General features: G+C 52.7%; 23 protein-coding genes and 2 tRNA genes. 21 read left to right on the top strand and 4 right to left on the bottom strand.

The window, feature by feature from the left end:
• Window positions 1-195 precede the first annotated feature (195 nt).
• A complete protein-coding gene (ispB, locus tag J4728_RS12260; RefSeq protein WP_001047354.1) occupies window positions 196-1,167 on the bottom strand; it encodes an octaprenyl diphosphate synthase in 972 nt (323 codons plus the stop codon).
• Window positions 1,168-1,424: 257 nt separating this feature from the next.
• Between ispB and rplU the strand changes: the two genes are divergently transcribed.
• From rplU to cgtA, 4 genes are all read left to right on the top strand, one after another.
• On the top strand, window positions 1,425-1,736 hold the full coding sequence (gene rplU / locus J4728_RS12255) for a 50S ribosomal protein L21 (protein WP_000271396.1): 312 nt from the start codon (window positions 1,425-1,427) through the stop codon (window positions 1,734-1,736).
• 19 nt (window positions 1,737-1,755) lie between these two features.
• Entirely contained in the window at window positions 1,756-2,013 is a 258-nt protein-coding gene (gene rpmA / locus J4728_RS12250; protein WP_000940593.1) for a 50S ribosomal protein L27, read from the top strand.
• 129 nt (window positions 2,014-2,142) lie between these two features.
• Window positions 2,143-3,108, top strand: a complete 966-nt coding sequence (locus J4728_RS12245; RefSeq protein ID WP_000813052.1) for a DMT family transporter — start codon at window positions 2,143-2,145, stop codon at window positions 3,106-3,108.
• Window positions 3,109-3,123: 15 nt separating this feature from the next.
• Window positions 3,124-4,296, top strand: coding sequence for an Obg family GTPase CgtA (gene cgtA, locus J4728_RS12240; RefSeq protein ID WP_000673556.1), 1,173 nt, complete (start codon window positions 3,124-3,126; stop codon window positions 4,294-4,296).
• 130 nt (window positions 4,297-4,426) lie between these two features.
• Here cgtA and dacB read toward each other — a convergent pair whose 3' ends face one another.
• A complete protein-coding gene (gene dacB, locus J4728_RS12235; protein ID WP_208211812.1) occupies window positions 4,427-5,860 on the bottom strand; it encodes a serine-type D-Ala-D-Ala carboxypeptidase in 1,434 nt (477 codons plus the stop codon).
• A 247-nt stretch (window positions 5,861-6,107) separates the two neighbouring features.
• Here dacB and greA point away from each other — a divergent pair, with 247 nt between their 5' ends.
• Window positions 6,108-6,584, top strand: coding sequence for a transcription elongation factor GreA (greA, locus tag J4728_RS12230; protein WP_001148008.1), 477 nt, complete (start codon window positions 6,108-6,110; stop codon window positions 6,582-6,584).
• A 155-nt stretch (window positions 6,585-6,739) separates the two neighbouring features.
• Here greA and yhbY read toward each other — a convergent pair whose 3' ends face one another.
• Window positions 6,740-7,033 carry a ribosome assembly RNA-binding protein YhbY gene (yhbY, locus tag J4728_RS12225; protein WP_001592995.1) on the bottom strand — a complete coding sequence of 98 codons (294 nt, stop codon included), beginning with the start codon at window positions 7,031-7,033 and terminating at the stop codon, window positions 6,740-6,742.
• A 126-nt stretch (window positions 7,034-7,159) separates the two neighbouring features.
• Between yhbY and rlmE the strand changes: the two genes are divergently transcribed.
• The 7 genes from rlmE to J4728_RS12190 all read left to right on the top strand — a co-directional run bounded on the left by rlmE (window position 7,160) and on the right by J4728_RS12190 (window position 14,153).
• Window positions 7,160-7,786 carry a 23S rRNA (uridine(2552)-2'-O)-methyltransferase RlmE gene (gene rlmE / locus J4728_RS12220; protein WP_000145974.1) on the top strand — a complete coding sequence of 209 codons (627 nt, stop codon included), beginning with the start codon at window positions 7,160-7,162 and terminating at the stop codon, window positions 7,784-7,786.
• Window positions 7,787-7,889: 103 nt separating this feature from the next.
• The gene (ftsH, locus tag J4728_RS12215; protein WP_001107481.1) at window positions 7,890-9,824 is read left to right on the top strand and encodes an ATP-dependent zinc metalloprotease FtsH; all 1,935 of its coding nucleotides are present in this window, start codon (window positions 7,890-7,892) and stop codon (window positions 9,822-9,824) included.
• Between the two features lie 103 nt (window positions 9,825-9,927).
• Window positions 9,928-10,776, top strand: coding sequence for a dihydropteroate synthase (folP, locus tag J4728_RS12210; RefSeq protein ID WP_000764711.1), 849 nt, complete (start codon window positions 9,928-9,930; stop codon window positions 10,774-10,776).
• Window positions 10,769-12,106, top strand: a complete 1,338-nt coding sequence (glmM, locus tag J4728_RS12205; protein WP_000071169.1) for a phosphoglucosamine mutase — start codon at window positions 10,769-10,771, stop codon at window positions 12,104-12,106. Before folP ends, glmM begins: the two co-directional genes overlap by 8 nt.
• A 214-nt stretch (window positions 12,107-12,320) precedes the next feature.
• On the top strand, window positions 12,321-12,653 hold the full coding sequence (gene secG, locus J4728_RS12200) for a preprotein translocase subunit SecG (RefSeq protein ID WP_000272680.1): 333 nt from the start codon (window positions 12,321-12,323) through the stop codon (window positions 12,651-12,653).
• 13 nt (window positions 12,654-12,666) lie between these two features.
• A tRNA-Leu gene (locus J4728_RS12195) sits at window positions 12,667-12,753 on the top strand.
• Window positions 12,754-13,088: 335 nt separating this feature from the next.
• The gene (locus J4728_RS12190) at window positions 13,089-14,153 is read left to right on the top strand and encodes a DUF1963 domain-containing protein (protein ID WP_000051504.1); all 1,065 of its coding nucleotides are present in this window, start codon (window positions 13,089-13,091) and stop codon (window positions 14,151-14,153) included.
• A gap of 85 nt (window positions 14,154-14,238) precedes the next feature.
• On the opposite strand, the gene argG is transcribed toward J4728_RS12190, so the two are convergent.
• On the bottom strand, window positions 14,239-15,582 hold the full coding sequence (gene argG / locus J4728_RS12185) for an argininosuccinate synthase (RefSeq protein ID WP_000207646.1): 1,344 nt from the start codon (window positions 15,580-15,582) through the stop codon (window positions 14,239-14,241).
• 343 nt (window positions 15,583-15,925) lie between these two features.
• On the opposite strand from argG, the gene J4728_RS12180 reads away from it, so the two are divergent.
• The 9 genes from J4728_RS12180 to nlpI all read left to right on the top strand — a co-directional run bounded on the left by J4728_RS12180 (window position 15,926) and on the right by nlpI (window position 26,252).
• Window positions 15,926-16,002, top strand: a tRNA-Met gene (locus J4728_RS12180).
• A 207-nt stretch (window positions 16,003-16,209) separates the two neighbouring features.
• Window positions 16,210-16,662: a ribosome maturation factor RimP gene (gene rimP / locus J4728_RS12175; protein WP_000105461.1), complete on the top strand. Its 453-nt coding sequence runs from the start codon at window positions 16,210-16,212 to the stop codon at window positions 16,660-16,662.
• Between the two features lie 27 nt (window positions 16,663-16,689).
• Entirely contained in the window at window positions 16,690-18,192 is a 1,503-nt protein-coding gene (gene nusA, locus J4728_RS12170) for a transcription termination factor NusA (protein WP_001031038.1), read from the top strand.
• 24 nt (window positions 18,193-18,216) lie between these two features.
• On the top strand, window positions 18,217-20,895 hold the full coding sequence (gene infB, locus J4728_RS12165) for a translation initiation factor IF-2 (RefSeq protein WP_000133064.1): 2,679 nt from the start codon (window positions 18,217-18,219) through the stop codon (window positions 20,893-20,895).
• Between the two features lie 220 nt (window positions 20,896-21,115).
• Complete coding sequence (rbfA, locus tag J4728_RS12160; protein ID WP_001040208.1) at window positions 21,116-21,517, top strand: 30S ribosome-binding factor RbfA; 402 nt, start codon at window positions 21,116-21,118, stop codon at window positions 21,515-21,517.
• The gene (truB, locus tag J4728_RS12155; RefSeq protein WP_000089672.1) at window positions 21,517-22,461 is read left to right on the top strand and encodes a tRNA pseudouridine(55) synthase TruB; all 945 of its coding nucleotides are present in this window, start codon (window positions 21,517-21,519) and stop codon (window positions 22,459-22,461) included. Before rbfA ends, truB begins: the two co-directional genes overlap by 1 nt.
• A 150-nt stretch (window positions 22,462-22,611) precedes the next feature.
• Window positions 22,612-22,881 carry a 30S ribosomal protein S15 gene (gene rpsO, locus J4728_RS12150; RefSeq protein WP_000059465.1) on the top strand — a complete coding sequence of 90 codons (270 nt, stop codon included), beginning with the start codon at window positions 22,612-22,614 and terminating at the stop codon, window positions 22,879-22,881.
• A 241-nt stretch (window positions 22,882-23,122) separates the two neighbouring features.
• Window positions 23,123-25,258, top strand: coding sequence for a polyribonucleotide nucleotidyltransferase (pnp, locus tag J4728_RS12145; protein WP_001670767.1), 2,136 nt, complete (start codon window positions 23,123-23,125; stop codon window positions 25,256-25,258).
• 109 nt (window positions 25,259-25,367) lie between these two features.
• The gene (gene nlpI, locus J4728_RS12140; protein ID WP_000802069.1) at window positions 25,368-26,252 is read left to right on the top strand and encodes a lipoprotein NlpI; all 885 of its coding nucleotides are present in this window, start codon (window positions 25,368-25,370) and stop codon (window positions 26,250-26,252) included.
• The last annotated feature ends 35 nt before the right edge of the window (window positions 26,253-26,287 follow it).

The raw sequence follows: 26,287 nt of genomic DNA, 5'->3' as shown, positions 1-26,287 counted from the left end.
TAACAACCCGACGACGTTCGATACTATAACGCTTCGTGAAGGAATGTTCTAAAAAGTTCATGTAAGTGTCGGAAATATTCAGAATATGCCAGGGGAAATCCTGGATGAGTATGTGAAAAACAGGCGATAGGGTATCTGGAGTTTATTAGAACTTAATGGGATATCCCGCGCAGTACGCGGGATAAGAGAACGGCATTAACGATCGCGCTGCACCGCGATGTGTGCGAGACCGATTAGCGCCTCACGCCATGGGGTATCCGGCAATATCTGCAACGCGGATATCGCTTTGTCGGCTTCTTCTTCCGCTCGCTGACGCGTCCATTCCAGCGAGCCGCAGGTGGTCATCGCTTCCAGAACCGGTTCCAGAAGATGACGGCCATTACCTTGTTCAATAGCGGTACGGATCATCGCTGACTGTTCTGGCGTACCGTGGCGCATGGCGTGAAGCAACGGTAAGGTAGGTTTGCCCTCATTGAGGTCATCACCCACATTTTTACCGAGATGCTCGCCGTCGGCACTGTAATCCAGCAGATCGTCAATGAGCTGGAAAGCCGTACCAAGGTAGCGACCATAGTCCTGCAACCCTTTCTCTTGCTCAGGCGTACAACCAGCGAGAATACCGGAGCACTGGGCGGCAGCTTCGAACAGACGGGCCGTTTTACTGTAAATCACCCGCATGTAATTTTCTTCGGTAATGTCCGGGTCATTCACGTTCATCAATTGCAGCACTTCGCCTTCTGCAATCACGTTGACCGCTTCCGACATCACTTCCAGCACTTTTAACGAGCCGAGGCTGGTCATCATCTGGAAGGCGCGGGTATAGATAAAGTCGCCGACCAACACGCTGGCGGCATTACCGAAAGCGGCATTTGCCGTCGCTTTGCCGCGACGCATATCGGATTCATCCACCACATCATCATGTAGCAGCGTCGCCGTGTGGATAAACTCGATCAGAGCGGCGATAGTCACGTGCGCGTTACCCTGATAACCCACCGCGCGCGCGGCAAGAACGGCAATCATCGGACGAATGCGTTTTCCGCCGCCGCTAATAATGTAATATCCTAGCTGATTAATCAGTTGAACGTCGGAATTAAGCTGTTCAAGGATTGTCGCATTGACACCCGCCATATCTTGCGCGGTTAACTCGTTGATTTTTTCTAAATTCATCGCAAAAGCCGGGCTTATCGCCCCGATTATCCCATGTCTGAATGAGGTAACGTAGGGTTTATGGTTAGAAATATACCCTGATTGTACTGAAAAAACGCCGCAGATAAACGTTACCGTATGCGTTGTGTTTTTTTTCTTCATGTATTGATGGTAGCACTTGTCAAAGCCGTGCAATTTGCGTAATATTCGCGCCCTATTGTGAATATTTATAGCGCGCTCTGAATCATTGAAAGGTGTGCGCGGAAGCGGAGTTTTTTATGTACGCGGTTTTCCAAAGTGGTGGTAAACAACACCGAGTAAGCGAAGGTCAGACCGTTCGCCTGGAAAAGCTGGACATCGCAACTGGCGAAACTATCGAGTTCGCTGAAGTTCTGATGATCGCAAACGGTGAAGAAGTCAAAATCGGCGTTCCTTTCGTTGATGGCGGCGTAATCAAAGCTGAAGTTGTTGCCCACGGTCGTGGCGAGAAAGTTAAAATCGTTAAGTTTCGTCGCCGTAAACACTACCGTAAGCAGCAGGGCCATCGTCAGTGGTTCACTGATGTGAAAATTACCGGCATCAGCGCTTAAGATTAGGGGAGCAGATTAAATGGCACATAAAAAGGCTGGCGGCTCGACTCGTAACGGTCGCGATTCTGAAGCTAAACGTCTGGGCGTAAAACGCTTTGGCGGTGAAGCAGTTCTGGCAGGCAGCATCATCGTTCGTCAACGTGGTACTAAATTCCACGCTGGTACCAACGTTGGTTGCGGTCGTGACCACACTCTGTTTGCTAAAGCAGACGGTAAAGTGAAATTCGAAGTTAAAGGCCCGAAAAACCGTAAATACATCAGCATCGTTGCTGAGTAAGTTTTTTGTGGTCCGGTAACGGATGAAAGCCCCGCACCTGTTGCGGGGCTTTTTACATTCGATGGCCGACTAAAATATACCCGTGTGGCTGTGCGAATGCCGTTAACGGGTCTTTGCAGGGAACACGGCATGAAGCAGCAGGCAGGCATTGGCATTCTTTTAGCGCTCACTACCGCGATGTGCTGGGGAGCGTTGCCAATAGCAATGAAGCAAGTGCTGGAGGTGATGGAGCCTTCAACCATTGTCTTCTACCGCTTCTTAATGGCCAGTATTGGCCTCGGGGCGATACTGGCAGTAAAAAGAAAGCTGCCGCCGCTGCGTATTTTTCGTAAGCCGCGCTGGTTGGTGTTATTGGCGATAGCGACCTGCGGACTGTTCGGTAATTTCATTTTGTTCAGTTCTTCCCTGCAATATTTAAGCCCAACCGCGTCGCAGGTTATCGGCCAGCTCTCGCCGGTTGGCATGATGGTCGCCAGCGTCTTTATTCTGAAAGAAAAGATGCGCGGTACGCAGGTGATTGGCGCGCTGATGTTATTGAGCGGGCTGGTGATGTTTTTTAACACCAGTCTGATCGAGATTTTTACCCGACTGACCGACTACACCTGGGGCGTTATTTTTGGCGTAGGCGCGGCGATGGTGTGGGTGAGCTATGGCGTGGCGCAAAAAGTATTATTGCGACGTCTGGCCTCGCAGCAGATCCTGTTTTTACTGTACACTTTATGTACGATAGCGCTCTTGCCGCTGGCAAAACCGATGGTGATAGCGCAACTGAGCGACTGGCAGCTCGCCTGTTTGATTTTCTGCGGGCTAAATACGCTGGTAGGATATGGCGCCCTGGCGGAAGCGATGGCGCGTTGGCAGGCGGCGCAGGTGAGCGCGATAATCACGCTTACACCGCTATTTACCCTGCTGTTTTCAGATCTTTTATCTATGGCCTGGCCCGATTTCTTCGCCAGACCGATGTTAAACCTTTTAGGTTATCTCGGTGCGTTTGTCGTGGTTGCGGGCGCGATGTATTCCGCCATTGGTCATCGTATTTGGGGCGGTTTACGCAAGCATGAAACGGTGGTTTCGCAACCCCGCTCAGGCGAATGATTTACGGAGAATAAAATGAAGTTTGTTGATGAAGCATCGATTCTGGTCGTTGCAGGCGATGGCGGTAATGGCTGTGTGAGCTTCCGCCGCGAAAAATATATCCCGAAAGGCGGCCCGGACGGCGGTGATGGCGGCGACGGCGGCGACGTCTGGATGGAAGCCGATGAAAACCTGAATACGCTGATCGATTACCGCTTTGAAAAATCGTTCCGCGCTGAACGTGGTCAGAATGGCGCGAGCCGCGACTGTACCGGTAAACGCGGTAAAGACGTGACCATCAAAGTGCCGGTCGGTACGCGCGTTATCGACCAGGGAACCGGTGAAACGATGGGCGACATGACCAAACACGGTCAGCGTCTGTTGGTCGCGAAGGGCGGCTGGCATGGGCTAGGCAATACCCGTTTTAAATCCTCGGTTAACCGTACGCCGCGCCAGAAAACCAATGGTACGCCGGGCGATAAGCGCGACCTGCTGCTGGAACTGATGCTGCTGGCGGATGTCGGGATGCTGGGGATGCCAAACGCCGGTAAATCAACGTTCATTCGCGCGGTATCGGCAGCAAAACCGAAAGTCGCGGACTATCCGTTTACCACGCTGGTGCCGAGCCTGGGCGTGGTACGTATGGACAGCGAAAAGAGTTTTGTGGTGGCCGACATTCCGGGGTTGATCGAAGGCGCGGCGGAAGGCGCGGGCCTGGGGATTCGCTTCCTGAAGCACCTCGAACGTTGCCGCGTACTGCTGCACCTCATTGATATCGATCCGATCGACGGTTCCGATCCGGTGGAAAACGCCCGTATCATTATTGGCGAACTGGAAAAATACAGCCAGGATCTGGCGGCTAAACCGCGCTGGTTAGTGTTCAACAAGATCGATCTGATGGATAAAACCGAAGCGGAAGAGAAAGCGAAAGCGATCGCCGAAGCGTTGGGCTGGGAAGGGAAATACTATCTGATTTCCGCCGCCAGTCAGCTAGGGGTGAAAGATCTCTGCTGGGATGTGATGACCTTTATCATCGAGAATCCGATCGCGCAGGCTGAAGAAGCAAAACAGCCGGAAAAAGTCGAGTTCATGTGGGACGATTATCATCGCCAGCAGTTGGCTGAAGTGGAAGAAGACGCAGACGATGACTGGGATGACGACTGGGATGAAGACGACGAAGAAGGCGTCGAATTCATCTACAAACGTTAATCTCGTAGCCGGATGGCGCTAAAGCTTATCCGGCCTACAAAAGCCAACGGGCCGCATTTGCGGCCCATTTTATTATGTTCGTTGTAGGCCGGATAAGACGCGTTAGCGCCGCCATCCGGCAATAATGCACTCAGTTAGTCTGATAAATATCCTTATACAACCGACTCTCGAAGCGTACCAGCGGGATTCGGCGATTACGCTGATCGGCAGGTGGAACCGCGTAGCCGGACAAATACTGTACAAATGCCATCCGTTGTCCGCTTGCGGTGGTAATAAAGCCCGCCAGATTATACACGCCCTGCAGTGATCCGGTTTTCGCCGAAACCTTACCGTCTACGCCCGCCTGATGCAGCCCGGCGCGGTATTGTAATGAACCATCATAGCCCGCCAGCGGCAGCATAGAGATAAAGTTCAGCTCGTTATCGTGTTGGGCGATATATTGCAGCACCTGCATCATCGTGGCGGGAGCGATCAGGTTATGGCGAGAAAGACCGGAACCGTCGGCAATAATGGTATTGCCGATATCAATTCCCGCCTGTTGGCGCAGGATCTGGCGAACGGCATCCGATCCCGCCCGCCAGGTGCCAGGCACGTTAAACCTGACATGACCAATCATCCGAAAAACAGTATCGGCGATCATGTTGTCTGACTTTTTCAGCATAATCTTAAGCAGATCGTGCAGTGGCGCCGACTGTTTACTGGCGACGATCGTTCCGGGCTCGTTAACCTGCGTCTGGCGCAGCAGCGTGCCGCGGTAAGTTATCCCGGCCTCTTTCAGTTCCTGCTTGAGGATCGCGCCCGCGTAGCTGGCGCCGTCCTGAATAGCAAAGGCCAGCGGCAGCGGGTCGGCGCGCTGTGATAAACAGCCGGTAAGCGTATAACGGTTCAAATCGCCAGGCACAACATCCAGCTCGCAATACTGCGCGTCTGCCGAACCGCGCGGTAGAGTCCGTACCTGGCTGAACATCGTTACCGGATAATAAGAGGCCACGCGAATAAAGGCTAAATCGTTTGGTTTTTGCGCGCTATAAAGCGACACAGAAAAACAGTTGCGGTCAACAATGGCGGCGGCGGGAGGCGCGCTGAAACACTGCGTCAGGTCGTTCCACGGCCAGCCTGGCGCTTTATCGTGGCTGGCGAAAATCGACGTGTCGATAAGCACATTGCCGTCGATTTGCGTGACGCCGGACTTTTTCAGCGTCGCGACCATATTGCGAATATCCTGACGTTTTAGCGTTGGATCGCCACCGAAGCGAGCAATTACGTCACCTTTCAGGATGCCGTTATCGACGTTGCCTTTAGTCTCCAGCGTGGTCGTAAAACGGAAATCCGGGCCGAGTTGAATCAGCGCCGCCAGCGCGGTAATCACCTTTTGGGTACTGGCGGGAAGCGCCATCTGCTGACTATGATAATCAATAGCCGGCGCGGGCGCGCCAATCTTTTGCACCATCAGCGCGAGGTTGGCGCCGGCCGGAAGCTGTTTGATGTATTCGTCAATATTCGCGGCCTGAACGCTGAACGCTATACTGGTGGTCAATCCGATGATAAATCTGGAAAATCGCATAATCTCGCGCTAACACCCTGGAAACAAGCCGTCATACTACGGCGCAACGCCCTAAAAAGTAAACGATGACCCATAGGGAACTCCAGGGTAAAATGGTTATCAAAGAGGAAATTGTAGCTGACCTGGGACTGCGCGCCCGGGTTGGTGTTTTTTTGCTTCTGACCCTGGTATGGCATATGCCGGGGCTGGCTTAGCAGCCGGGGTAGAGTTCATTGCCCCCTACAGGAATGTTCAAGAGGTATAACAAATGCAAGCTATTCCGATGACCTTACGCGGAGCCGAAAAACTGCGCGAAGAGCTGGATTTTCTGAAATCTGTGCGCCGTCCTGAAATCATCGCCGCTATCGCCGAAGCGCGCGAACATGGCGATTTAAAAGAAAACGCGGAGTATCATGCTGCACGCGAACAGCAGGGTTTCTGCGAAGGGCGCATTAAAGATATCGAAGCAAAACTGTCGAATGCGCAGGTGATTGATGTCACTAAAATGCCGAACAATGGTCGCGTGATTTTCGGCGCTACCGTCACGGTGCTGAACCTGGACACCGACGAAGAGCAGACCTACCGCATTGTTGGCGATGATGAGGCGGATTTTAAGCAAAATCTCATTTCGGTAAACTCGCCAATCGCTCGCGGTCTGATCGGCAAAGAGCAGGATGACGTCGTGGTGATCAAAACGCCTGGCGGCGATGTGGAATACGAAGTGCTTAAAGTGGAATACCTTTAAGCAGTACTCAATACGCAAATTGTTGGTGTATTGTAAAGAAAGGAAAAAGGCCGCATAGCGGCCTTTTATCAACGGAGAGAGCGTGGCATTTTGCTCTCCTGCTCGTGGAAAACCCCTCGTTTTACACAGATTTTGTGTTCGACTTTAGGATATCCTTAACGCGGCAGCGAGATTTTACGCTCTTTAGTTGGGCGATACAGCACCAGCGTTTTACCGATGACCTGTACGTTACAGGCGCCGGTTTCGCGCACGATAGCGTCCACGATCAAGGTTTTTGTTTCGCGATCTTCCGAGGCGATTTTCACCTTGATAAGTTCATGGTGCTCTAACGCTTGTTCAATCTCGGCCAGTACCCCTTCGGTCAAACCATTATTGCCAAGCATAACAACAGGCTTGAGCGGATGTGCCAGACCTTTTAGGTGCTGTTTTTGTTTAGTACTCAGATTCATCGTATATTTTTGCTTACGTTGGGATTGAAAACGGGTCATTCTACCGCCATCTCCCTTATATCGCCAAATAGGCGTGTAGAAATTTACGCCATTGGCTACGATGAACTGCCCCGACGGGAAAGTTAAATGACAGGTAAAAAGCGTTCTGCCAGCTCAAGCCGCTGGCTTCAGGAACACTTTAGCGATAAATATGTTCAACAGGCGCAGAAAAAGGGGCTACGCTCCCGTGCCTGGTTTAAACTTGATGAAATACAGCAAAGTGACAAACTTTTTAAGCCGGGAATGACGGTAGTCGATCTCGGCGCTGCGCCAGGAGGCTGGTCACAGTATGTGGTCACGCAGATTGGCGGCAAAGGCCGCATCATCGCTTGTGATCTTTTACCTATGGATCCTATCGTTGGTGTGGACTTTCTTCAGGGCGATTTTCGTGATGAACTTGTCATGAAAGCGTTACTGGAACGCGTGGGTGACAGTAAAGTACAAGTTGTCATGTCGGATATGGCACCAAACATGAGCGGAACACCGGCGGTGGATATCCCCCGCGCCATGTATCTGGTGGAGCTGGCGTTAGAGATGTGCCGCGATGTGCTGGCGCCAGGCGGAAGTTTTGTAGTGAAGGTGTTCCAGGGCGAAGGTTTCGATGAGTATCTAAGGGAAATTCGCTCCCTGTTTACGAAGGTTAAAGTTCGTAAGCCGGACTCTTCGCGTGCGCGTTCGCGTGAAGTGTACATTGTAGCGACCGGGCGAAAGTGATAACCGGCAGATTTCAGACGTAAGGTTTGAAAGAAACTGGATATAGAGTATCCTGACGCTGTTTTTAACACAGTTGTAATAAGAGGTTAATCCCTTGAGTGACATGGCGAAAAACCTAATACTCTGGCTGGTCATTGCCGTTGTGCTGATGTCAGTATTCCAGAGCTTTGGGCCCAGCGAGTCTAATGGCCGTAAGGTGGATTACTCTACCTTCCTGCAAGAGGTCAATCAGGACCAGGTTCGCGAAGCGCGTATCAACGGACGTGAGATCAACGTTACCAAGAAAGATAGTAACCGTTACACGACTTACATTCCGATTAATGATCCGAAGCTGCTTGATAACCTGCTGACTAAAAACGTCAAGGTTGTTGGCGAACCACCTGAAGAGCCAAGCCTGCTGGCTTCTATCTTCATTTCCTGGTTCCCGATGCTGTTGCTGATCGGCGTCTGGATCTTCTTCATGCGTCAGATGCAGGGCGGCGGTGGCAAAGGCGCCATGTCGTTCGGTAAGAGCAAGGCGCGTATGCTGACGGAAGATCAGATCAAAACCACGTTTGCTGACGTCGCGGGTTGTGACGAAGCGAAAGAAGAAGTGGCGGAACTGGTTGAATACCTGCGTGAACCGAGCCGTTTCCAGAAGCTGGGCGGTAAAATTCCGAAAGGCGTCCTGATGGTCGGCCCGCCGGGTACCGGTAAAACCCTGCTGGCAAAAGCCATTGCGGGTGAAGCGAAGGTGCCATTCTTTACGATTTCCGGTTCTGACTTTGTGGAAATGTTCGTCGGTGTCGGCGCGTCTCGTGTGCGTGACATGTTCGAACAGGCCAAGAAAGCGGCGCCGTGCATTATCTTCATCGATGAAATCGACGCCGTAGGCCGCCAGCGTGGCGCAGGTCTGGGCGGTGGTCACGATGAACGTGAGCAGACGTTGAACCAGATGCTGGTTGAGATGGACGGCTTCGAAGGTAACGAAGGTATCATCGTTATCGCGGCAACCAACCGTCCGGACGTTCTGGACCCGGCGCTGCTGCGTCCAGGTCGTTTTGACCGTCAGGTGGTGGTAGGCCTGCCGGATGTGCGCGGTCGTGAGCAGATTCTGAAGGTGCATATGCGTCGCGTACCGTTAGCGACGGATATTGATGCGGCGATCATTGCGCGCGGTACGCCGGGCTTCTCCGGTGCTGACCTCGCGAACCTGGTGAACGAAGCGGCGCTGTTTGCGGCTCGTGGTAACAAGCGCGTTGTGTCGATGGTTGAGTTCGAGAAAGCGAAAGACAAAATCATGATGGGCGCCGAACGTCGCTCCATGGTGATGACGGAAGCGCAGAAAGAGTCGACCGCGTACCACGAAGCGGGCCACGCGATTATCGGTCGCCTGGTGCCGGAACACGATCCGGTGCACAAAGTGACGATTATCCCGCGCGGTCGTGCGCTGGGCGTGACCTTCTTCCTGCCTGAAGGCGACGCGATCAGCGCCAGCCGTCAGAAGCTGGAAAGCCAAATCAGCACGCTGTACGGTGGCCGTCTGGCGGAAGAGATTATCTACGGCGTTGAGCATGTTTCTACCGGCGCGTCGAACGACATTAAAGTCGCGACTAACCTGGCGCGTAACATGGTCACCCAGTGGGGCTTCTCGGAGAAACTCGGTCCGTTGCTGTACGCGGAAGAAGAGGGCGAAGTGTTCCTCGGCCGTAGCGTCGCAAAAGCGAAACATATGTCTGATGAAACTGCGCGTATCATCGACCAGGAAGTGAAAGCGCTGATTGAACGTAACTACAATCGCGCTCGTCAGATCCTGACTGACAATATGGATATTCTGCACGCGATGAAAGATGCGCTGATGAAATATGAAACCATCGATGCGCCGCAGATTGATGACCTGATGGCGCGTCGTGAAGTGCGTCCGCCTGCGGGCTGGGAAGATCCAAACGGCACCAATAACTCTGACAGCAATGGTACGCCTCAGGCGCCGCGTCCGGTTGATGAACCACGCACGCCGAACCCGGGCAACACGATGTCAGAGCAGCTGGGCGACAAATAAGCGTTTGTTGTACAACATTATGTTTAGCGCTCACCGAAACCCTGGGGCTTGCCCCGGGGTTTTTCTTTTTTAACTCACCATAAATAAAACAGGGATTTTGACCATGAAACTCTTCGCTCAGGGCGCCACGCTCGATCTCACTCATCCGCATGTTATGGGTATCCTGAACGTAACGCCGGATTCGTTCTCCGACGGCGGTGCGCATAACACGCTGATTGAGGCGGTGAAACATGCGAATTTAATGGTGAATGCCGGGGCGACAATTATTGATGTGGGGGGGGAATCAACGCGACCAGGCGCGGCAGAAGTGAGCGTGGAAGAAGAGCTGGATCGCGTTATTCCGGTACTGGAAGCAATTGCGCAACGTTTTGAAGTGTGGATTTCTGTGGATACCTCTAAACCCGAGGTGATCCGTGAAGCGGCAAGGGCGGGCGCGCATATTATCAATGATGTCCGTTCGCTCTCCGAGCCCGGCGCGTTGGAAGCGGCAGCGGAAACCGGCTTGCCGGTCAGTCTTATGCACATGCAGGGCAACCCCAAAACTATGCAGGAGGCGCCGAAATATGACGATGTCTTTGCCGAGGTGAATCGCTACTTTATTGAGCAAATAGCACGTTGTGAGAAGGCCGGCATCGCAAAAGAGAAATTGTTGCTCGACCCCGGATTCGGTTTCGGTAAAAATCTCTCTCACAATTATACCTTACTGGCGCGGCTGGGTGAGTTTCATCATTTTAACCTGCCGCTGCTGGTGGGCATGTCACGTAAAACGATGGTTGGTCAGTTACTTAACGTGGGACCATCAGACCGTCTGAACGGCAGCCTTGCGTGCGCGGTAATTGCCGCGATGCAGGGCGCGCAGATCATTCGCGTCCATGACGTCAAAGAAACCGTAGAGGCGATGCGGGTGGTGGAAGCCACTCTGTCTGCAAAGGGAAACAAACGCTATGAGTAATCGTAAATATTTCGGTACCGATGGGATTCGCGGACGTGTAGGCAATGCCCCCATTACACCTGATTTCGTGCTTAAACTGGGTTGGGCTGCCGGAAAAGTGCTGGCGCGTCATGGTTCGCGTAAAATCATTATCGGTAAAGATACGCGTATTTCCGGCTATATGCTGGAATCCGCGCTGGAGGCGGGCCTTGCCGCTGCGGGACTGTCGGCCTCGTTTACCGGACCTATGCCAACGCCAGCCGTCGCCTATCTGACGCGGACTTTCCGCGCGGAGGCGGGTATCGTTATCTCGGCTTCCCATAACCCGTTCTATGATAACGGCATTAAATTCTTCTCTATCGACGGTACGAAACTGCCTGACGATGTGGAAGAAGCCATCGAAGCCGAAATGGAAAAAGAGATCACCTGCGTAGACTCCGCCGAGCTGGGTAAAGCCAGCCGCATCGTCGACGCCGCCGGACGCTATATTGAGTTCTGTAAAGGCACCTTCCCGAACGAACTGAGCCTCAACGGCCTGAAAGTGGTTGTGGATTGCGCCAACGGCGCTACCTACCATATCGCGCCGAATGTGCTGCGCGAGCTGGGCGCGACCGTTATCGCTATTGGCTGTGAGCCAAACGGCGTCAACATTAACGAAGAAGTGGGCGCGACCGACGTGCGCGCGTTGCAGGCGCGCGTGTTGGCGGAGAAGGCGGACCTCGGCATCGCGCTTGACGGCGACGGCGACCGGGTCATCATGGTTGACCATGAAGGCAATAAAGTCGATGGCGATCAGATCATGTATATCATCGCGCGCGAAGGGCTGCGCCAGGGGCAACTGCGCGGCGGCGCGGTGGGGACGCTGATGAGCAATATGGGGCTGGAGCTGGCGCTCAAGCAGCTTGGCATTCCGTTTGCCCGGGCGAAAGTGGGCGACCGCTACGTGCTGGAAAAATTGCAGGAAAAAGGCTGGCGCATCGGCGCGGAAAACTCTGGTCACGTTATTCTGTTGGATAAAACGACCACTGGCGACGGTATTGTAGCGGGGCTACAAGTTCTGGCGGCGATGGTGCGTAATCATATGAGTCTGCACGATCTGTGCAGCGGTATGAAAATGTTCCCGCAGATTCTGGTTAACGTGCGTTACACCGCCGGTAGCGGCGATCCGCTGGAAAATGAAGCGGTGAAAGCGGTAACGGCGGACGTAGAAGCCACGCTCGGCAATCGTGGGCGGGTACTGCTACGTAAATCCGGTACCGAACCGCTGATTCGCGTGATGGTGGAAGGCGAGGATGAAGCGCAGGTTACGGCATTCGCCCATCGTATCGCGGATGCGGTAAAAGCCGTTTAAGTGACTAAAAAGGCGGCGGTTGCCGCCTTACGGCCCGCAAAAAACAACGCTTTTGCTGTTTTTTTCCGCAGTTGATACAATGCGCTTAAATTGCCCTTGCGAAGGTCATTCGCTTTGGTTAGTATTCACACCCGCTTCAGTGGGAAACAGTAAAAATCCCGCTTTATTGGTAGAAGCATTGGTACGCGGCAACTCCGCAAGGAACAGGTTGATTATGTACGAAGCTCTTTTAGTTGTTTTCCTTATTGTGGCAATTGGCCTTGTAGGTCTGATCATGCTGCAGCAAGGTAAAGGCGCTGATATGGGAGCCTCCTTCGGAGCAGGCGCTTCCGCTACGCTATTTGGTTCAAGTGGTTCTGGTAACTTCATGACCCGAATGACGGCGGTATTGGCGACGCTGTTTTTCATCATCAGTCTGGTGTTGGGTAATATCAATAGCAACAAAACCAATAAAGGAAGCGAGTGGGAAAATCTGAGCGCGCCGGCGAAGACCGAGCAGACTCAACCTGCTGCACCGGCCCAGCCGACCAGCGATATCCCGCGCTAATAGCAGTATCCGTGCCGAGGTGGTGGAATTGGTAGACACGCTACCTTGAGGTGGTAGTGCCCAATAGGGCTTACGGGTTCAAGTCCCGTCCTCGGTACCAATATTCCGAAAGAAAGACGCTGAAAAGCGTCTTTTTTTTCGTCTGTTGAAACTGCTCTCAGAGAGGAGGTTGAAGCACGCTTACACGCGTCCCTGGCATGGCCCCGTCAATACGTTGAGATAGCCCTACATACATACTCATGTATGTCCTCTCTGGTGATCTCCCTGCGTCAGGTTCACTCCACCGATTACGAGATCATCTTCGTTCATTGAAGCCAGTAGTTGCTCAGCTATAATCTGAAATGCTTGTATCTGTTATCCCCCTCCATATCTTTTGCTCAAGTAGTTTTATCTAATCTTCCTTTGCACTGAGCCGAATATCTAAGGAAGAGATTAATGAGTTTATTTTTCGATCGTGCTGGATTGATTGCTGAATTGCGCACATCCAATTTGAGCTCTGCTATTCAGGAGAAAGTCGTGCAACAGGCACGTGCTGCTATTGCATTTAAACGTTGTCTGCGGGATATGGAAACAGTAAAGGTGGGGGCATCGCGGTTGGGCGGTCTACCCGACTGGCCATTAGGACAAAGCTGGCCTATACGAAAAAAATCGGTTAATGCCACATCTCGCGTACTAAAGCTGAAAGCTGAAAAAACGCGAAATGCCAGGTTTGTTCATGAAATGAAAATGAGTTATGAGCTGCTCAATGAAGGGCGTAAGCTGCTTGGGCAGCCAGCGGAAGATTTTGACGAGGAAAAGTATCGGTTAGTGCAGCAGCGGTTATTAACCGAAATTGACATCCGCATAGAGAATCAGTTGGTTGATTTTCCGCTTGCTTTCGTTGCCCAACTAAACTTGAGTGACCTGGCGTTACTCCCGGGGTTTGATCCACTGCTTCCCAGGCGGGGGTTATTGAGCTTCTTTGTCGATGTTACCTGGGAAGATCGGCAGCCCTTTGTTTTCTGGCACGATGTTGAGGTAGATACATTAAGCACGCTAGCTGTGCCAGATGACTTGCTGGCTTTTTACAATAAGATTGAATTTCGTGAACCATGGCAATTGTGTACACAGGTTGAGTGCCTGGAACCTCTTTCCGTTATCAGTGTTTCGTCAGTCTGCGAGGGGTTAAGCGTTACGCAGCAGAAAGCGTATGAATCATGGTATGACGCGTTAAGTGATTACGAACAGGACAACCCGTATCGAGTTGATGCCTGCTATTCCGGCGATCTTCTGGGAGGGTGGACAATTCCTCTCCAACGTAGTGTGGAAGATGAACTGAATCAAAATGATACAAGGTGGCGACAGCTTTTTAGCTGGGATGAAGAAATTCATTCTACAACAGCATTACTGGCTGTCGCTGGGCCGGATTTTGGCGGGGGCATTGACTATATAATGATGACTGAAAAAGACATGGCTGCACAATGCTTTGACAGGGTGCGAAATGTTGTCCAGTTAGATTAACCGGCAAATCAGCCATTTGCATCAACCTGGGGTGATATTCACAAAAAAGGCCGCTTTCGCGGCCTGTTGCATCAACGACGCGGGCTTATTTGCCTTTGTTTTCCAGATTCTCAACCTGCGGCAGACCGGTCGCGGAAGAGGCGGTTAACAGACCCGCTTTCGCGTAGCCGAACAGTTTCTCGCGGGTATCGGTAATGTCCAGATTACGCATGGTCAACTGGCCAATACGATCGTCCGGTGAGAATACGGACTCGCCTTTCTCCATGGTCAGACGCTCAGCCTTATAGGTCAGGTTGTCTGACACGGTGTTCAGGATGGAGTAGTCGTTGCCGCGACGCAGCTCCAACGTCACTTCACCGGTAATCTGGCTGGCGACCCAACGTTGCAGGCCGTCACGCAGCATCAGCGCCTGCGAGTCGAACCAGCGGCCCTGATACAGCAGTTTGCCCAACTGACGACCATGAGAGTGATATTGCTCAATGGTGTCTTCGTTGTGAATACCGGTCAACAGACGCTCGTAAGCGATGTGCAGCAGTGCCATTCCGGGGGCTTCATAAATACCGCGGCTTTTTGCTTCAATGATGCGGTTTTCAATTTGGTCGCTCATACCCAGGCCGTGACGGCCGCCGATGCGGTTTGCTTCCAGCATCATCTCAACATCATCGCTGAAGGTTTTGCCATTCAGCGCTACCGGATGTCCTTGTTCAAAACGGACGGTCACCTCTTCTGCCGGGATCTTCACGCTCTCGTCCCAGAACTTCACGCCCATAATCGGGTTGACGATCTTGACGCTGGAGTTAAGAAACTCCAGATCTTTCGCTTCGTGCGTCGCGCCGAGCATGTTGGAGTCGGTGGAGTAGGCTTTTTCGACTGACATCTTATAGTCGAAACCGCAGGCAATCATAAATTCAGACATCTCATGGCGACCACCCAGCTCATCGATAAAGTCGGTATCCAGCCACGGTTTGTAAATCTGTAATTCAGCATTCGTCAGCAGGCCGTAACGATAGAAACGTTCAATATCGTTACCTTTATAGGTGCTGCCGTCGCCCCAGATATTCACGCCGTCTTCTTTCATCGCGGCGACCAGCATCGTGCCGGTCACGGCACGGCCCAGCGGCGTGGTATTGAAATAGGTCAGTCCGCCAGTCGTATTATGGAAAGCGCCGCACTGAATCGCTGCGATCCCTTCTGCAACCAACTGCTTGCGGCAATCAATCAGGCGAGCATTCTCTGCGCCATACTCCATTGCGCGACGAGGAATGGCGTCATAGTCATCCTCATCCGGTTGTCCCAGATTCGCAGTATAGGCATATGGGACAGCTCCTTTTTGTCGCATCCACAGCAGTGCGGCGCTGGTGTCCAGACCGCCGGAAAAAGCGATACCAATACGTTGACCTGCTGGAAGATGCTTAAGAATCGTCGTCATAGAATAGAACCCTGCTTGATTGACTGATAATGAGATCGGTTTCTGCTTTAGTGCATTTTTATGCAAAATAAATGAGTTTTCATTTAATCATCTTTTAGCAGAGACAGGAAGCGTTTAGTGAAGGTTTACTGAAATAACGTTGTGAAATGCGTGCATAAGCCGGAGAGATGGGATGAGTATAACGAAGAGTGATATTCATTCATCTGCATATTGGGAATAGGGTTGACATAACTCATGCCTGGTCACTATACTGTGCGCAGATTTTACGTCCCGTCCTCGGTACCAAATCCCAGCAGTATTTGCAAATTTTGCCCAAAACGAGTAGAATTTGCCACGTTTCAGGCGCGGGGTGGAGCAGCCTGGTAGCTCGTCGGGCTCATAACCCGAAGGTCGTCGGTTCAAATCCGGCCCCCGCAACCACTTTCCCTTAGAGTTCTTTTTCAAATATACTGTGAAGATTATGTCCTTCGTAGCTGGATTTGAAAAAAATTCTTTCGGAAGGTACACCAGACCGCCGTTGCGGTTATAGGGTTCAGTTATCTAAAGCCCCGATTTATCGGGGTTTTTTGTTATCTGACTACAGAATAACTGGGCTTTAGGCCCTTTTTTTATGTCTTGGGGGTGGGCTTGTCCACATTAGAGCAAAAATTAACAGAGATGATTACAGCGCCAGTTGAAGCCTTAGGCTACGAGCTGGTCGGCATCGAATTTATTCGCGGTCGCACATCCACACTGCGCATCTATATTGATAGTGAAGATGGCATCAATGTTGATGATTGTGCTGATGTGAGCCACCAGGTAAGCGCGGTGCTGGACGTTGAAGATCCTATCTCCGTGGCTTACAACCTTGAAGTCTCGTCACCGGGTCTCGACCGTCCTATGTTCACTGCCGATCATTATGCGCGTTTCCAGGGTGAAGAAGTCGCGCTGGTTCTTCGCATGGCGGTACAGAACCGTCGCAAGTGGCAGGGCATTATCAAAGCGGTGGACGGTGAAATGATTACCGTCACAGTCGAAGGCAAAGATGAAGTGTTCGCGCTGAGTAATATCCAGAAGGCGAACCTGGTTCCCCACTTTTAACAGTCTGGATGAGGTGAAAAGCCCGCGATGAACAAAGAAATTTTGGCTGTTGTTGAAGCCGTCTCCAACGAAAAAGCGCTGCCACGCGAAAAAATTTTTGAAGCGCTGGAAAGTGCGCTGGCGACAGCAACAAAGAAAAAATATGAGCAGGAGATCGATGTTCGTGTAGAAATCGATCGTAAAAGCGGTGATTTTGATACTTTCCGCCGTTGGTTGATCGTTGAAGAAGTGACCATGCCGACGAAGGAAATTACGCTGGAAGCGGCGCGTTTTGAAGACGAAAGCCTGAATGTCGGCGACTATGTTGAAGATCAGATTGAATCTGTCACCTTTGACCGTATCACCACGCAGACTGCGAAACAGGTTATCGTACAGAAGGTCCGTGAAGCTGAACGCGCGATGGTTGTCGATCAGTTCCGCGACCAGGAAGGCGAAATCGTCACTGGCGTGGTGAAGAAAGTGAACCGCGACAATATCTCTCTGGAAATTAAATCCGAAGGGATGGCCGGTAACGCTGAAGCGGTGATTCTGCGTGAAGATATGCTGCCGCGCGAAAACTTCCGTCCTGGCGACCGTATTCGCGGCGTGCTGTACGCTGTTCGCCCGGAAGCGCGTGGCGCGCAGCTGTTCGTCACCCGTTCCAAGCCGGAAATGCTGATCGAACTGTTCCGCATCGAAGTGCCGGAAATCGGCGAAGAAGTGATTGAAATTAAAGCGGCGGCTCGCGATCCGGGTTCTCGTGCGAAAATCGCAGTGAAAACCAACGATAAACGTATCGATCCGGTCGGCGCTTGCGTGGGGATGCGCGGCGCGCGCGTTCAGGCGGTCTCTACCGAACTGGGCGGTGAGCGTATCGATATCGTGCTGTGGGATGATAACCCGGCGCAGTTCGTCATTAATGCGATGGCGCCGGCAGACGTCGCGTCTATCGTGGTGGACGAAGATAAACATACCATGGATATCGCCGTTGAAGCCGGTAATCTGGCGCAGGCGATCGGACGTAATGGTCAGAACGTCCGCCTGGCTTCGCAATTGAGCGGCTGGGAACTCAACGTAATGACCGTTGATGACTTGCAGGCTAAACATCAGGCTGAAGCACATGCCGCTATCGAGATCTTTACTAAATATCTTGATATTGATGAAGAGTTCGCGACCGTTCTGGTAGAAGAAGGTTTCTCCACGCTCGAGGAACTGGCCTATGTGCCAATGAAAGAACTGCTGGAAATTGACGGCCTTGATGAGCCGACCGTTGAAGCACTGCGCGAGCGTGCTAAAAACGCACTGGCCACTCTGGCGCAGGACCAGGAAGCAAGCCTCGGTGATAACAAACCGGCTGACGATCTGCTGAATCTGGAAGGATTAGATCGCGATATGGCTTTCAAACTGGCGGCTCGTGGTGTTTGTACGCTGGAAGATCTCGCCGACCAGGGCATTGATGATCTGGCTGATATCGAAGGGTTGACCGACGAAAAAGCCGGTGAGCTGATTATGGCTGCCCGTAATATTTGCTGGTTCGGCGACGAAGCGTAATAAACTGTAGCAGGAAGGAACAGCATGACAGATGTAACCCTAAAAGCGCTGGCCGCAGAGAGACAGGTTTCCGTGGATCGCCTGGTACAGCAGTTTGCTGATGCAGGTATCCGGAAATCTGCTGACGACTCTGTGTCCGCACAAGAAAAACAGACTTTACTGGCGCACCTGAACCGCGAAGCGGTTTCTGGTCCCGATAAACTGACGCTGCAGCGTAAGACGCGCAGCACCCTGAACATTCCAGGTACCGGTGGAAAAAGTAAATCGGTACAAATCGAAGTCCGCAAGAAGCGCACCTTTGTGAAACGCGATCCGCAAGAGGCTGAACGCCTGGCCGCGGAAGAGCAGGCGCAGCGTGAAGCGGAAGAGCAAGCCCGTCGTGAGGCAGAAGAACAGGCCAAACGCGAGGCGCAACAAAAAGCTGAACGCGAGGCCGCAGAACAAGCTAAGCGTGAAGCCGCTGAAAAAGCGAAACGTGAAGCTGCGGAAAAAGACAAAGTGAGCAATCAACAGACTGACGATATGACCAAAACCGCCCAGGCCGAAAAAGCCCGCCGTGAGAATGAAGCTGCAGAGCTGAAGCGTAAAGCGGAAGAAGAAGCACGTCGCAAACTCGAAGAAGAAGCGCGTCGTGTAGCAGAAGAAGCTCGCCGCATGGCGGAAGAAAACAAATGGACCGCAACGCCTGAGCCAGTAGAAGACACCAGTGACTATCATGTCACCACTTCTCAGCACGCGCGCCAGGCCGAAGACGAAAATGATCGTGAAGTTGAAGGCGGTCGTGGTCGTGGCCGTAATGCAAAAGCGGCGCGTCCGGCGAAAAAAGGCAAACATGCCGAATCCAAAGCCGATCGCGAAGAAGCTCGTGCTGCGGTTCGCGGCGGTAAAGGCGGCAAGCGTAAAGGGTCTTCTTTACAGCAAGGCTTCCAGAAGCCCGCTCAGGCCGTTAACCGCGACGTGGTGATCGGTGAAACCATCACCGTTGGCGAACTGGCGAACAAGATGGCGGTGAAAGGTTCTCAGGTCATCAAAGCGATGATGAAGCTGGGCGCCATGGCCACCATCAACCAGGTCATCGACCAGGAAACCGCACAGCTGGTTGCCGAAGAGATGGGCCACAAAGTTATCCTGCGTCGTGAAAACGAACTGGAAGAAGCGGTAATGAGCGACCGTGATACCGGCGCTGCGGCTGAACCGCGCGCACCGGTTGTGACCATCATGGGCCACGTTGACCACGGTAAAACCTCTCTGCTGGACTACATTCGTTCCACGAAAGTAGCCTCTGGCGAAGCGGGCGGCATTACCCAGCACATCGGTGCTTACCACGTTGAAACTGACAACGGGATGATCACCTTCCTGGATACCCCGGGTCACGCCGCGTTTACTTCTATGCGTGCTCGCGGCGCCCAGGCAACGGATATCGTGGTTCTGGTGGTAGCGGCAGACGACGGCGTGATGCCGCAGACTATCGAAGCTATCCAGCACGCGAAAGCGGCAGGTGTGCCGGTCGTGGTTGCGGTGAACAAAATCGATAAGCCGGAAGCCGATCCGGATCGCGTTAAGAACGAACTGTCCCAGTACGGCATTCTGCCGGAAGAGTGGGGCGGTGAAAGCCAGTTCGTTCACGTGTCTGCGAAAGCGGGTACCGGTATTGACGAACTGCTTGATGCTATCCTGCTGCAGGCCGAAGTTCTGGAACTGAAAGCGGTACGCAAAGGTATGGCGAGCGGCGCGGTGATCGAATCCTTCCTGGATAAAGGTCGTGGTCCGGTGGCTACCGTTCTGGTACGCGAAGGTACGCTGCATAAGGGCGATATCGTGCTGTGTGGCTTCGAATACGGTCGCGTGCGTGCGATGCGTAACGAACTGGGTCAGGAAGTGCTGGAAGCGGGTCCGTCCATTCCGGTGGAAATCCTCGGCCTGTCCGGCGTTCCGGCTGCGGGTGACGAAGTGACCGTGGTTCGCGACGAGAAGAAAGCGCGTGAAGTTGCTCTGTATCGTCAGGGTAAATTCCGTGAAGTTAAACTGGCTCGTCAGCAGAAATCTAAACTCGAGAACATGTTCGCCAACATGACCGAAGGCGAAGTTCACGAAGTGAACATCGTGCTGAAGGCCGACGTACAGGGTTCTGTGGAAGCGATCTCCGACTCCTTGCTGAAACTGTCTACCGACGAAGTGAAAGTGAAGATCATCGGTTCTGGCGTAGGTGGTATCACCGAAACCGACGCGACCCTGGCTGCGGCGTCCAACGCCATTCTGGTTGGCTTCAACGTTCGTGCCGATGCCTCTGCGCGTAAAGTGATCGAATCTGAAAGCCTGGATCTGCGTTACTACTCCGTCATCTATAACCTGATCGACGAAGTGAAAGCGGCGATGAGCGGTATGCTGTCTCCGGAACTGAAACAGCAGATCATCGGTCTGGCTGAAGTGCGCGATGTGTTCAAATCGCCGAAATTCGGCGCGATCGCGGGCTGTATGGTTACCGAAGGTACAATTAAACGCCATAACCCAATCCGCGTTCTGCGCGACAACGTGGTTATCTATGAAGGCGAGCTGGAGTCCCTGCGCCGCTTCAAAGATGACGTTAACGAAGTCCGTAACGGCATGGAATGTGGTATCGGCGTGAAGAACTACAACGACGTTCGCGTTGGCGATATGATTGAAGTGTTCGAGATTATCGAGATCCAACGTACCATCGCTTAATCTTCGTCGTCTTTTGGGCCGCAACGGCGTTGGCTGCGCTCGCTCACCCCGGTCACATAGTTATCTATGCTCCCGGGGATTTACGAGCTTGCCGCCTTGTTGCAATCCAAAATCCTTAGAAGATGATTAGGCGTAGGCCGGGTAAGCGAAGCGCCACCCGGCAAGAAATTTAAAAAGGGGCTTATGGCCCCTTTTTTGTCTTTATTCTGGAGAATTTATTATGGCGAAAGAATTTGGTCGCCCGCAGCGCGTAGCGCAAGAGATGCAGAAAGAGATCGCGCTCATCCTGCAACGCGAAATCAAAGATCCACGTGTAGGTATGATGACCACCGTATCGGGTGTTGAAATGTCCCGCGATCTGGCATACGCCAAAGTATTCGTGACGTTCCTCAACGATCAGGACGAAGCGGCTGTGAAAAACGGCATTAAGGCCCTGCAGGAAGCGTCTGGTTTCATCCGCAGCTTGCTGGGTAAAGCGATGCGTCTGCGCATCGTACCGGAACTGACCTTCTTCTACGACAACTCGCTGGTGGAAGGGATGCGTATGTCCAACCTGGTGACTAACGTGGTGAAACATGACGAAGAACGTCGTGTGAACCCGGACGACAGCAAGGAGGACTGATGAGTCGTCCTCGTCGTCGTGGCCGCGACATTCACGGCGTTCTGCTGCTGGATAAGCCGCAGGGTATGTCCAGCAATGACGTGCTGCAGAAAGTTAAGCGCATCTACAATGCCAACCGCGCCGGGCATACCGGCGCGCTGGACCCGCTGGCGACCGGCATGTTGCCGATTTGCCTCGGCGAAGCGACAAAATTTTCGCAGTACCTGCTGGATTCTGACAAACGCTATCGTGTTATTGCCCGTCTGGGGCAGCGCACGGATACCTCTGACGCCGATGGTCAAATCGTGCAGGAGCGTCCGGTGACTTTCAGCGCTGAGCAGCTTGCGAGCGCGCTGGAGACCTTTCGTGGGGATATCGAACAGATTCCCTCGATGTATTCGGCGCTGAAGTATCAGGGCAAGAAGCTGTACGAATATGCCCGCCAGGGTATCGAAGTGCCGCGAGAAGCCCGCCCGATTACCGTCTATGAGCTGCTGTTTATTCGCCATGAAGGTAACGAGCTGGAGCTGGAAGTTCACTGCTCCAAAGGCACCTATATTCGTACCATTATTGATGATTTAGGTGAGAAACTGGGCTGTGGCGCGCACGTAACGTACCTGCGTCGTCTGACGGTCAGCAAGTATCCGGTGGATCGTATGGTGACGCTGGAGCATTTGCAGACGCTGGTAGCACAGGCGGAACAGCAGGGCGTTCCGGCGGCGCAGTTGCTCGATCCATTATTGATGCCAATGGACAGTCCAGCTTCGGACTATCCTGTTGTTAATCTGCCGTTAACATCTTCGGTATACTTCAAAAATGGCAACCCGGTTCGTACCGCGGGCGCGCCGTTGAAGGGACTGGTTCGTGTGACGGAAGGTGAAGACGATAAATTTATCGGTATGGGCGAAATTGACGACGAAGGCCGTGTCGCGCCTCGTCGGCTGGTAGTAGAGTACCCGGCGTAATGTCGCTTCGTCTTGCGATAAGAGAGCGCTGCGAGTAGAATACCGCCGCTTAACGTCGCGTAAATTATTTAACAGTTTACGCGGCGTACACTGGGATCGCTGAATTAGAGATCGGCGTCCTCTCATTCTTAAATACTTTGGAGTTTTAAAATGTCTCTAAGTACTGAAGCTACAGCTAAAATCGTTTCTGAGTTCGGTCGTGACGCAAACGACACCGGTTCTACCGATGTTCAGGTTGCTCTGTTGACTGCACAGATTAACCACCTGCAGGGTCACTTTGCAGAGCATAAAAAAGATCACCACAGCCGTCGTGGTCTGCTGCGTATGGTTTCTCAGCGTCGTAAACTGCTCGACTACCTGAAACGTAAAGATGTTGCACGCTACACCGCGCTGATTGAGCGTCTGGGTCTGCGTCGCTAATTCTTTCGAGTTTCAGAAAGAGGGGGCCTTCATGGCCCCTTTTTTCCAGCAGATGGCAGCAATTCGCTGGAAACTAATGTATTGTTGCTATGAATGATCTTCCGTTGCAGAGGTTCGCGCGGCTAATGAGAGGCTTTACCCATATCAGGGTTAGGGTTGTCATTAGTCGCGAGGATGCGCAGAAGATCGGGTATTAACGACGGCGCGTATTATGCCGTCAAAAATTGGAAAGGATATTATTTTGCTTAATCCGATCGTTCGTAAATTCCAGTACGGTCAGCATACCGTTACGCTGGAAACTGGCATGATGGCGCGTCAGGCCACTGCCGCTGTTATGGTAAGCATGGATGACACCGCCGTATTCGTTACCGTTGTCGGCCAGAAAAAAGCCAAGCCAGGCCAGGACTTCTTCCCACTGACCGTTAACTATCAGGAGCGTACCTACGCTGCTGGTCGTATCCCGGGCAGCTTCTTCCGTCGTGAAGGCCGTCCAAGCGAAGGCGAAACCCTGATCGCGCGTCTGATTGACCGCCCGGTTCGTCCGCTGTTCCCGGAAGGCTTCGTTAACGAAGTGCAGGTTATTGCGACCGTCGTTTCCGTTAACCCGCAGGTTAACCCAGACATCGTTGCCATGATCGGCGCATCCGCTGCGCTGTCCCTGTCCGGCATTCCGTTCAACGGCCCAATCGGCGCGGCGCGCGTAGGTTACATCAATGACCAGTACGTGCTGAACCCGACCCAGGACGAGCTGAAAGAAAGCAAGCTGGACCTGGTGGTTGCCGGTACCGAAGCGGCTGTGCTGATGGTGGAATCCGAAGCTGAACTGCTGAGCGAAGACACTATGCTGGGCGCGGTGGTATTCGGTCACGAGCAGCAGCAGGTTGTTATCCAGGCGATCAACGATCTGGTGAAAGAAGCCGGTAAACCGCGTTGGGACTGGCAGCCGGAAGCCGTCAACGACGCGTTGAACGCGCGTGTTGCTGCGCTGGCTGAATCTCGTCTGAGCGACGCGTACCGCATCACCGATAAACAAGAGCGCTATGCTCAGGTTGACGTAATCAAATCCGAAACCATCGAGCAGCTTATTGCAGAAGATGAAACTCTGGATGCTAACGAGCTGGGCGAAATCCTGCACGCTATCGAGAAAAACGTGGTGCGTAGCCGCGTACTGGCAGGCGAGCCGCGTATTGATGGCCGTGAAAAAGACATGATCCGTGGTCTGGACGTGCGCACTGGCGTACTGCCGCGTACTCACGGTTCCGCTCTGTTTACCCGTGGTGAAACGCAGGCGCTGGTTACCGCAACTCTGGGTACTGCCCGTGACGCGCAGGTGCTTGATGAACTGATGGGCGAGCGTACTGACAGCTTCCTGTTCCACTACAACTTCCCTCCGTACTCCGTAGGCGAAACCGGCATGGTCGGTTCTCCGAAGCGTCGTGAAATTGGTCACGGTCGTCTGGCGAAGCGCGGCGTGCTGGCAGTGATGCCGGACATGGATAAATTCCCGTACACCGTTCGCGTGGTGTCTGAAATCACCGAATCCAACGGTTCTTCTTCTATGGCTTCCGTGTGCGGCGCTTCTCTGGCGCTGATGGACGCTGGCGTGCCAATTAAAGCCGCCGTAGCAGGTATCGCTATGGGTCTGGTGAAAGAAGGCGACAACTACGTTGTACTGTCTGACATTCTGGGCGACGAAGATCACCTGGGCGATATGGACTTCAAAGTGGCGGGTTCCCGCGACGGTATCTCTGCGCTGCAGATGGATATCAAAATTGAAGGTATCACCAAAGAGATCATGCAGGTTGCGTTGAACCAGGCTAAAGGTGCGCGTCTGCACATCCTGGGCGTGATGGAACAGGCGATCAACGCGCCGCGCGGCGATATCTCTGAATTCGCGCCGCGTATCCATACCATCAAGATCAGCACGGACAAGATCAAAGACGTGATCGGTAAAGGCGGTTCTGTGATCCGCGCGCTGACTGAAGAGACCGGCACCACCATCGAAATTGAAGATGACGGTACTGTGAAGATCGCGGCGACCGACGGTGAAAAAGCGAAATACGCTATCCGTCGTATCGAAGAGATCACCGCAGAGATCGAAGTCGGCCGTATCTACAATGGTAAAGTGACCCGTATCGTTGACTTTGGCGCGTTTGTTGCCATCGGCGGCGGTAAAGAAGGTCTGGTTCACATCTCTCAAATCGCGGATAAGCGTGTAGAGAAAGTGACCGATTATCTGCAGATGGGTCAGGAAGTCCCGGTTAAGGTTCTGGAAGTTGACCGCCAGGGCCGTGTACGTCTGAGCATTAAAGAAGCAACCGAGCAGTCTCAACCTGCGGCTGCGCCGGAAGCTCCGGCGAGCGAACAGGCCGAGTAAGGTAGCCTTTTGCCCTCCGCAGTGCGGAGGGCTTTAGACCTGGCTGGACGCCTTGTTGAGCCACCGGGGAACAGGACGTTCATTCAATCGTTGTCTTCGGGAGTGGGAAATGAAGCCTTTTTTGCGCTGGTGTTTCGTTGCGACAGCACTTACGCTTGCAGGATGCAGTAATTCCGCCTGGCGTAAAAGTGAAGTCCTCGCAGTACCATTGCAACCGACTTTACAGCAGGAAGTGATTCTGGCGCGTATGGAACAGATTCTTGCCAGTCGGGCTTTAACCGATGACGAACGCGCACAGCTTTTATATGAGCGCGGAGTGTTGTATGATAGTCTTGGTTTGAGGGCATTAGCGCGAAATGATTTTTCACAAGCGCTGGCAATCAGACCGGATATGCCTGAAGTATTCAATTACTTAGGCATTTATTTAACGCAGGCAGGCAATTTTGATGCTGCCTATGAAGCGTTTGATTCTGTACTAGAGCTTGATCCAACTTACAACTACGCGCACTTAAACCGCGGTATCGCATTGTATTACGGCGGCCGTGATAAGTTAGCGCAAGATGATCTGCTGGCGTTTTATCAAGACGATCCCAATGATCCTTACCGCAGCCTGTGGCTGTATCTTGTTGAGCAGAAGCTTAATGAGAAGCAGGCGAAAGAAGCGTTAAAAGCACGTTTCGAAAAATCGGATAAAGAGCAATGGGGATGGAACATTGTCGAGTTCTACCTGGGCGACATTAGCGAAGCAACGCTGATGGAAAGGCTCAAGGCGGACGCAACGGATAACACCTCGCTCGCTGAGCATCTCAGTGAAACCAACTTCTATTTAGGTAAGTATTACCTAAGTCTGGGGGATTTGGACAGCGCCACGGCTCTGTTCAAACTGGCGGTGGCCAACAACGTTCATAACTTTGTTGAGCACCGATACGCATTGTTGGAATTATCGCTCCTGGGCCAGGACCAAGATGACCTGGCAGAATCGGACCAGCAATAGCTGACGAACATATCAGCCCGTAATCTTTTTGATTG

Origin of the sequence: Salmonella sp. 32070601201500089SM (assembly GCF_017573605.1) — a bacterium.
GTDB classification, from domain to species: Bacteria; Pseudomonadota; Gammaproteobacteria; order Enterobacterales; family Enterobacteriaceae; genus Salmonella; species Salmonella enterica.
Note: the sequence above shows the minus strand (reverse complement) of the source record. Positions and strands in the feature narration are given on the sequence as shown.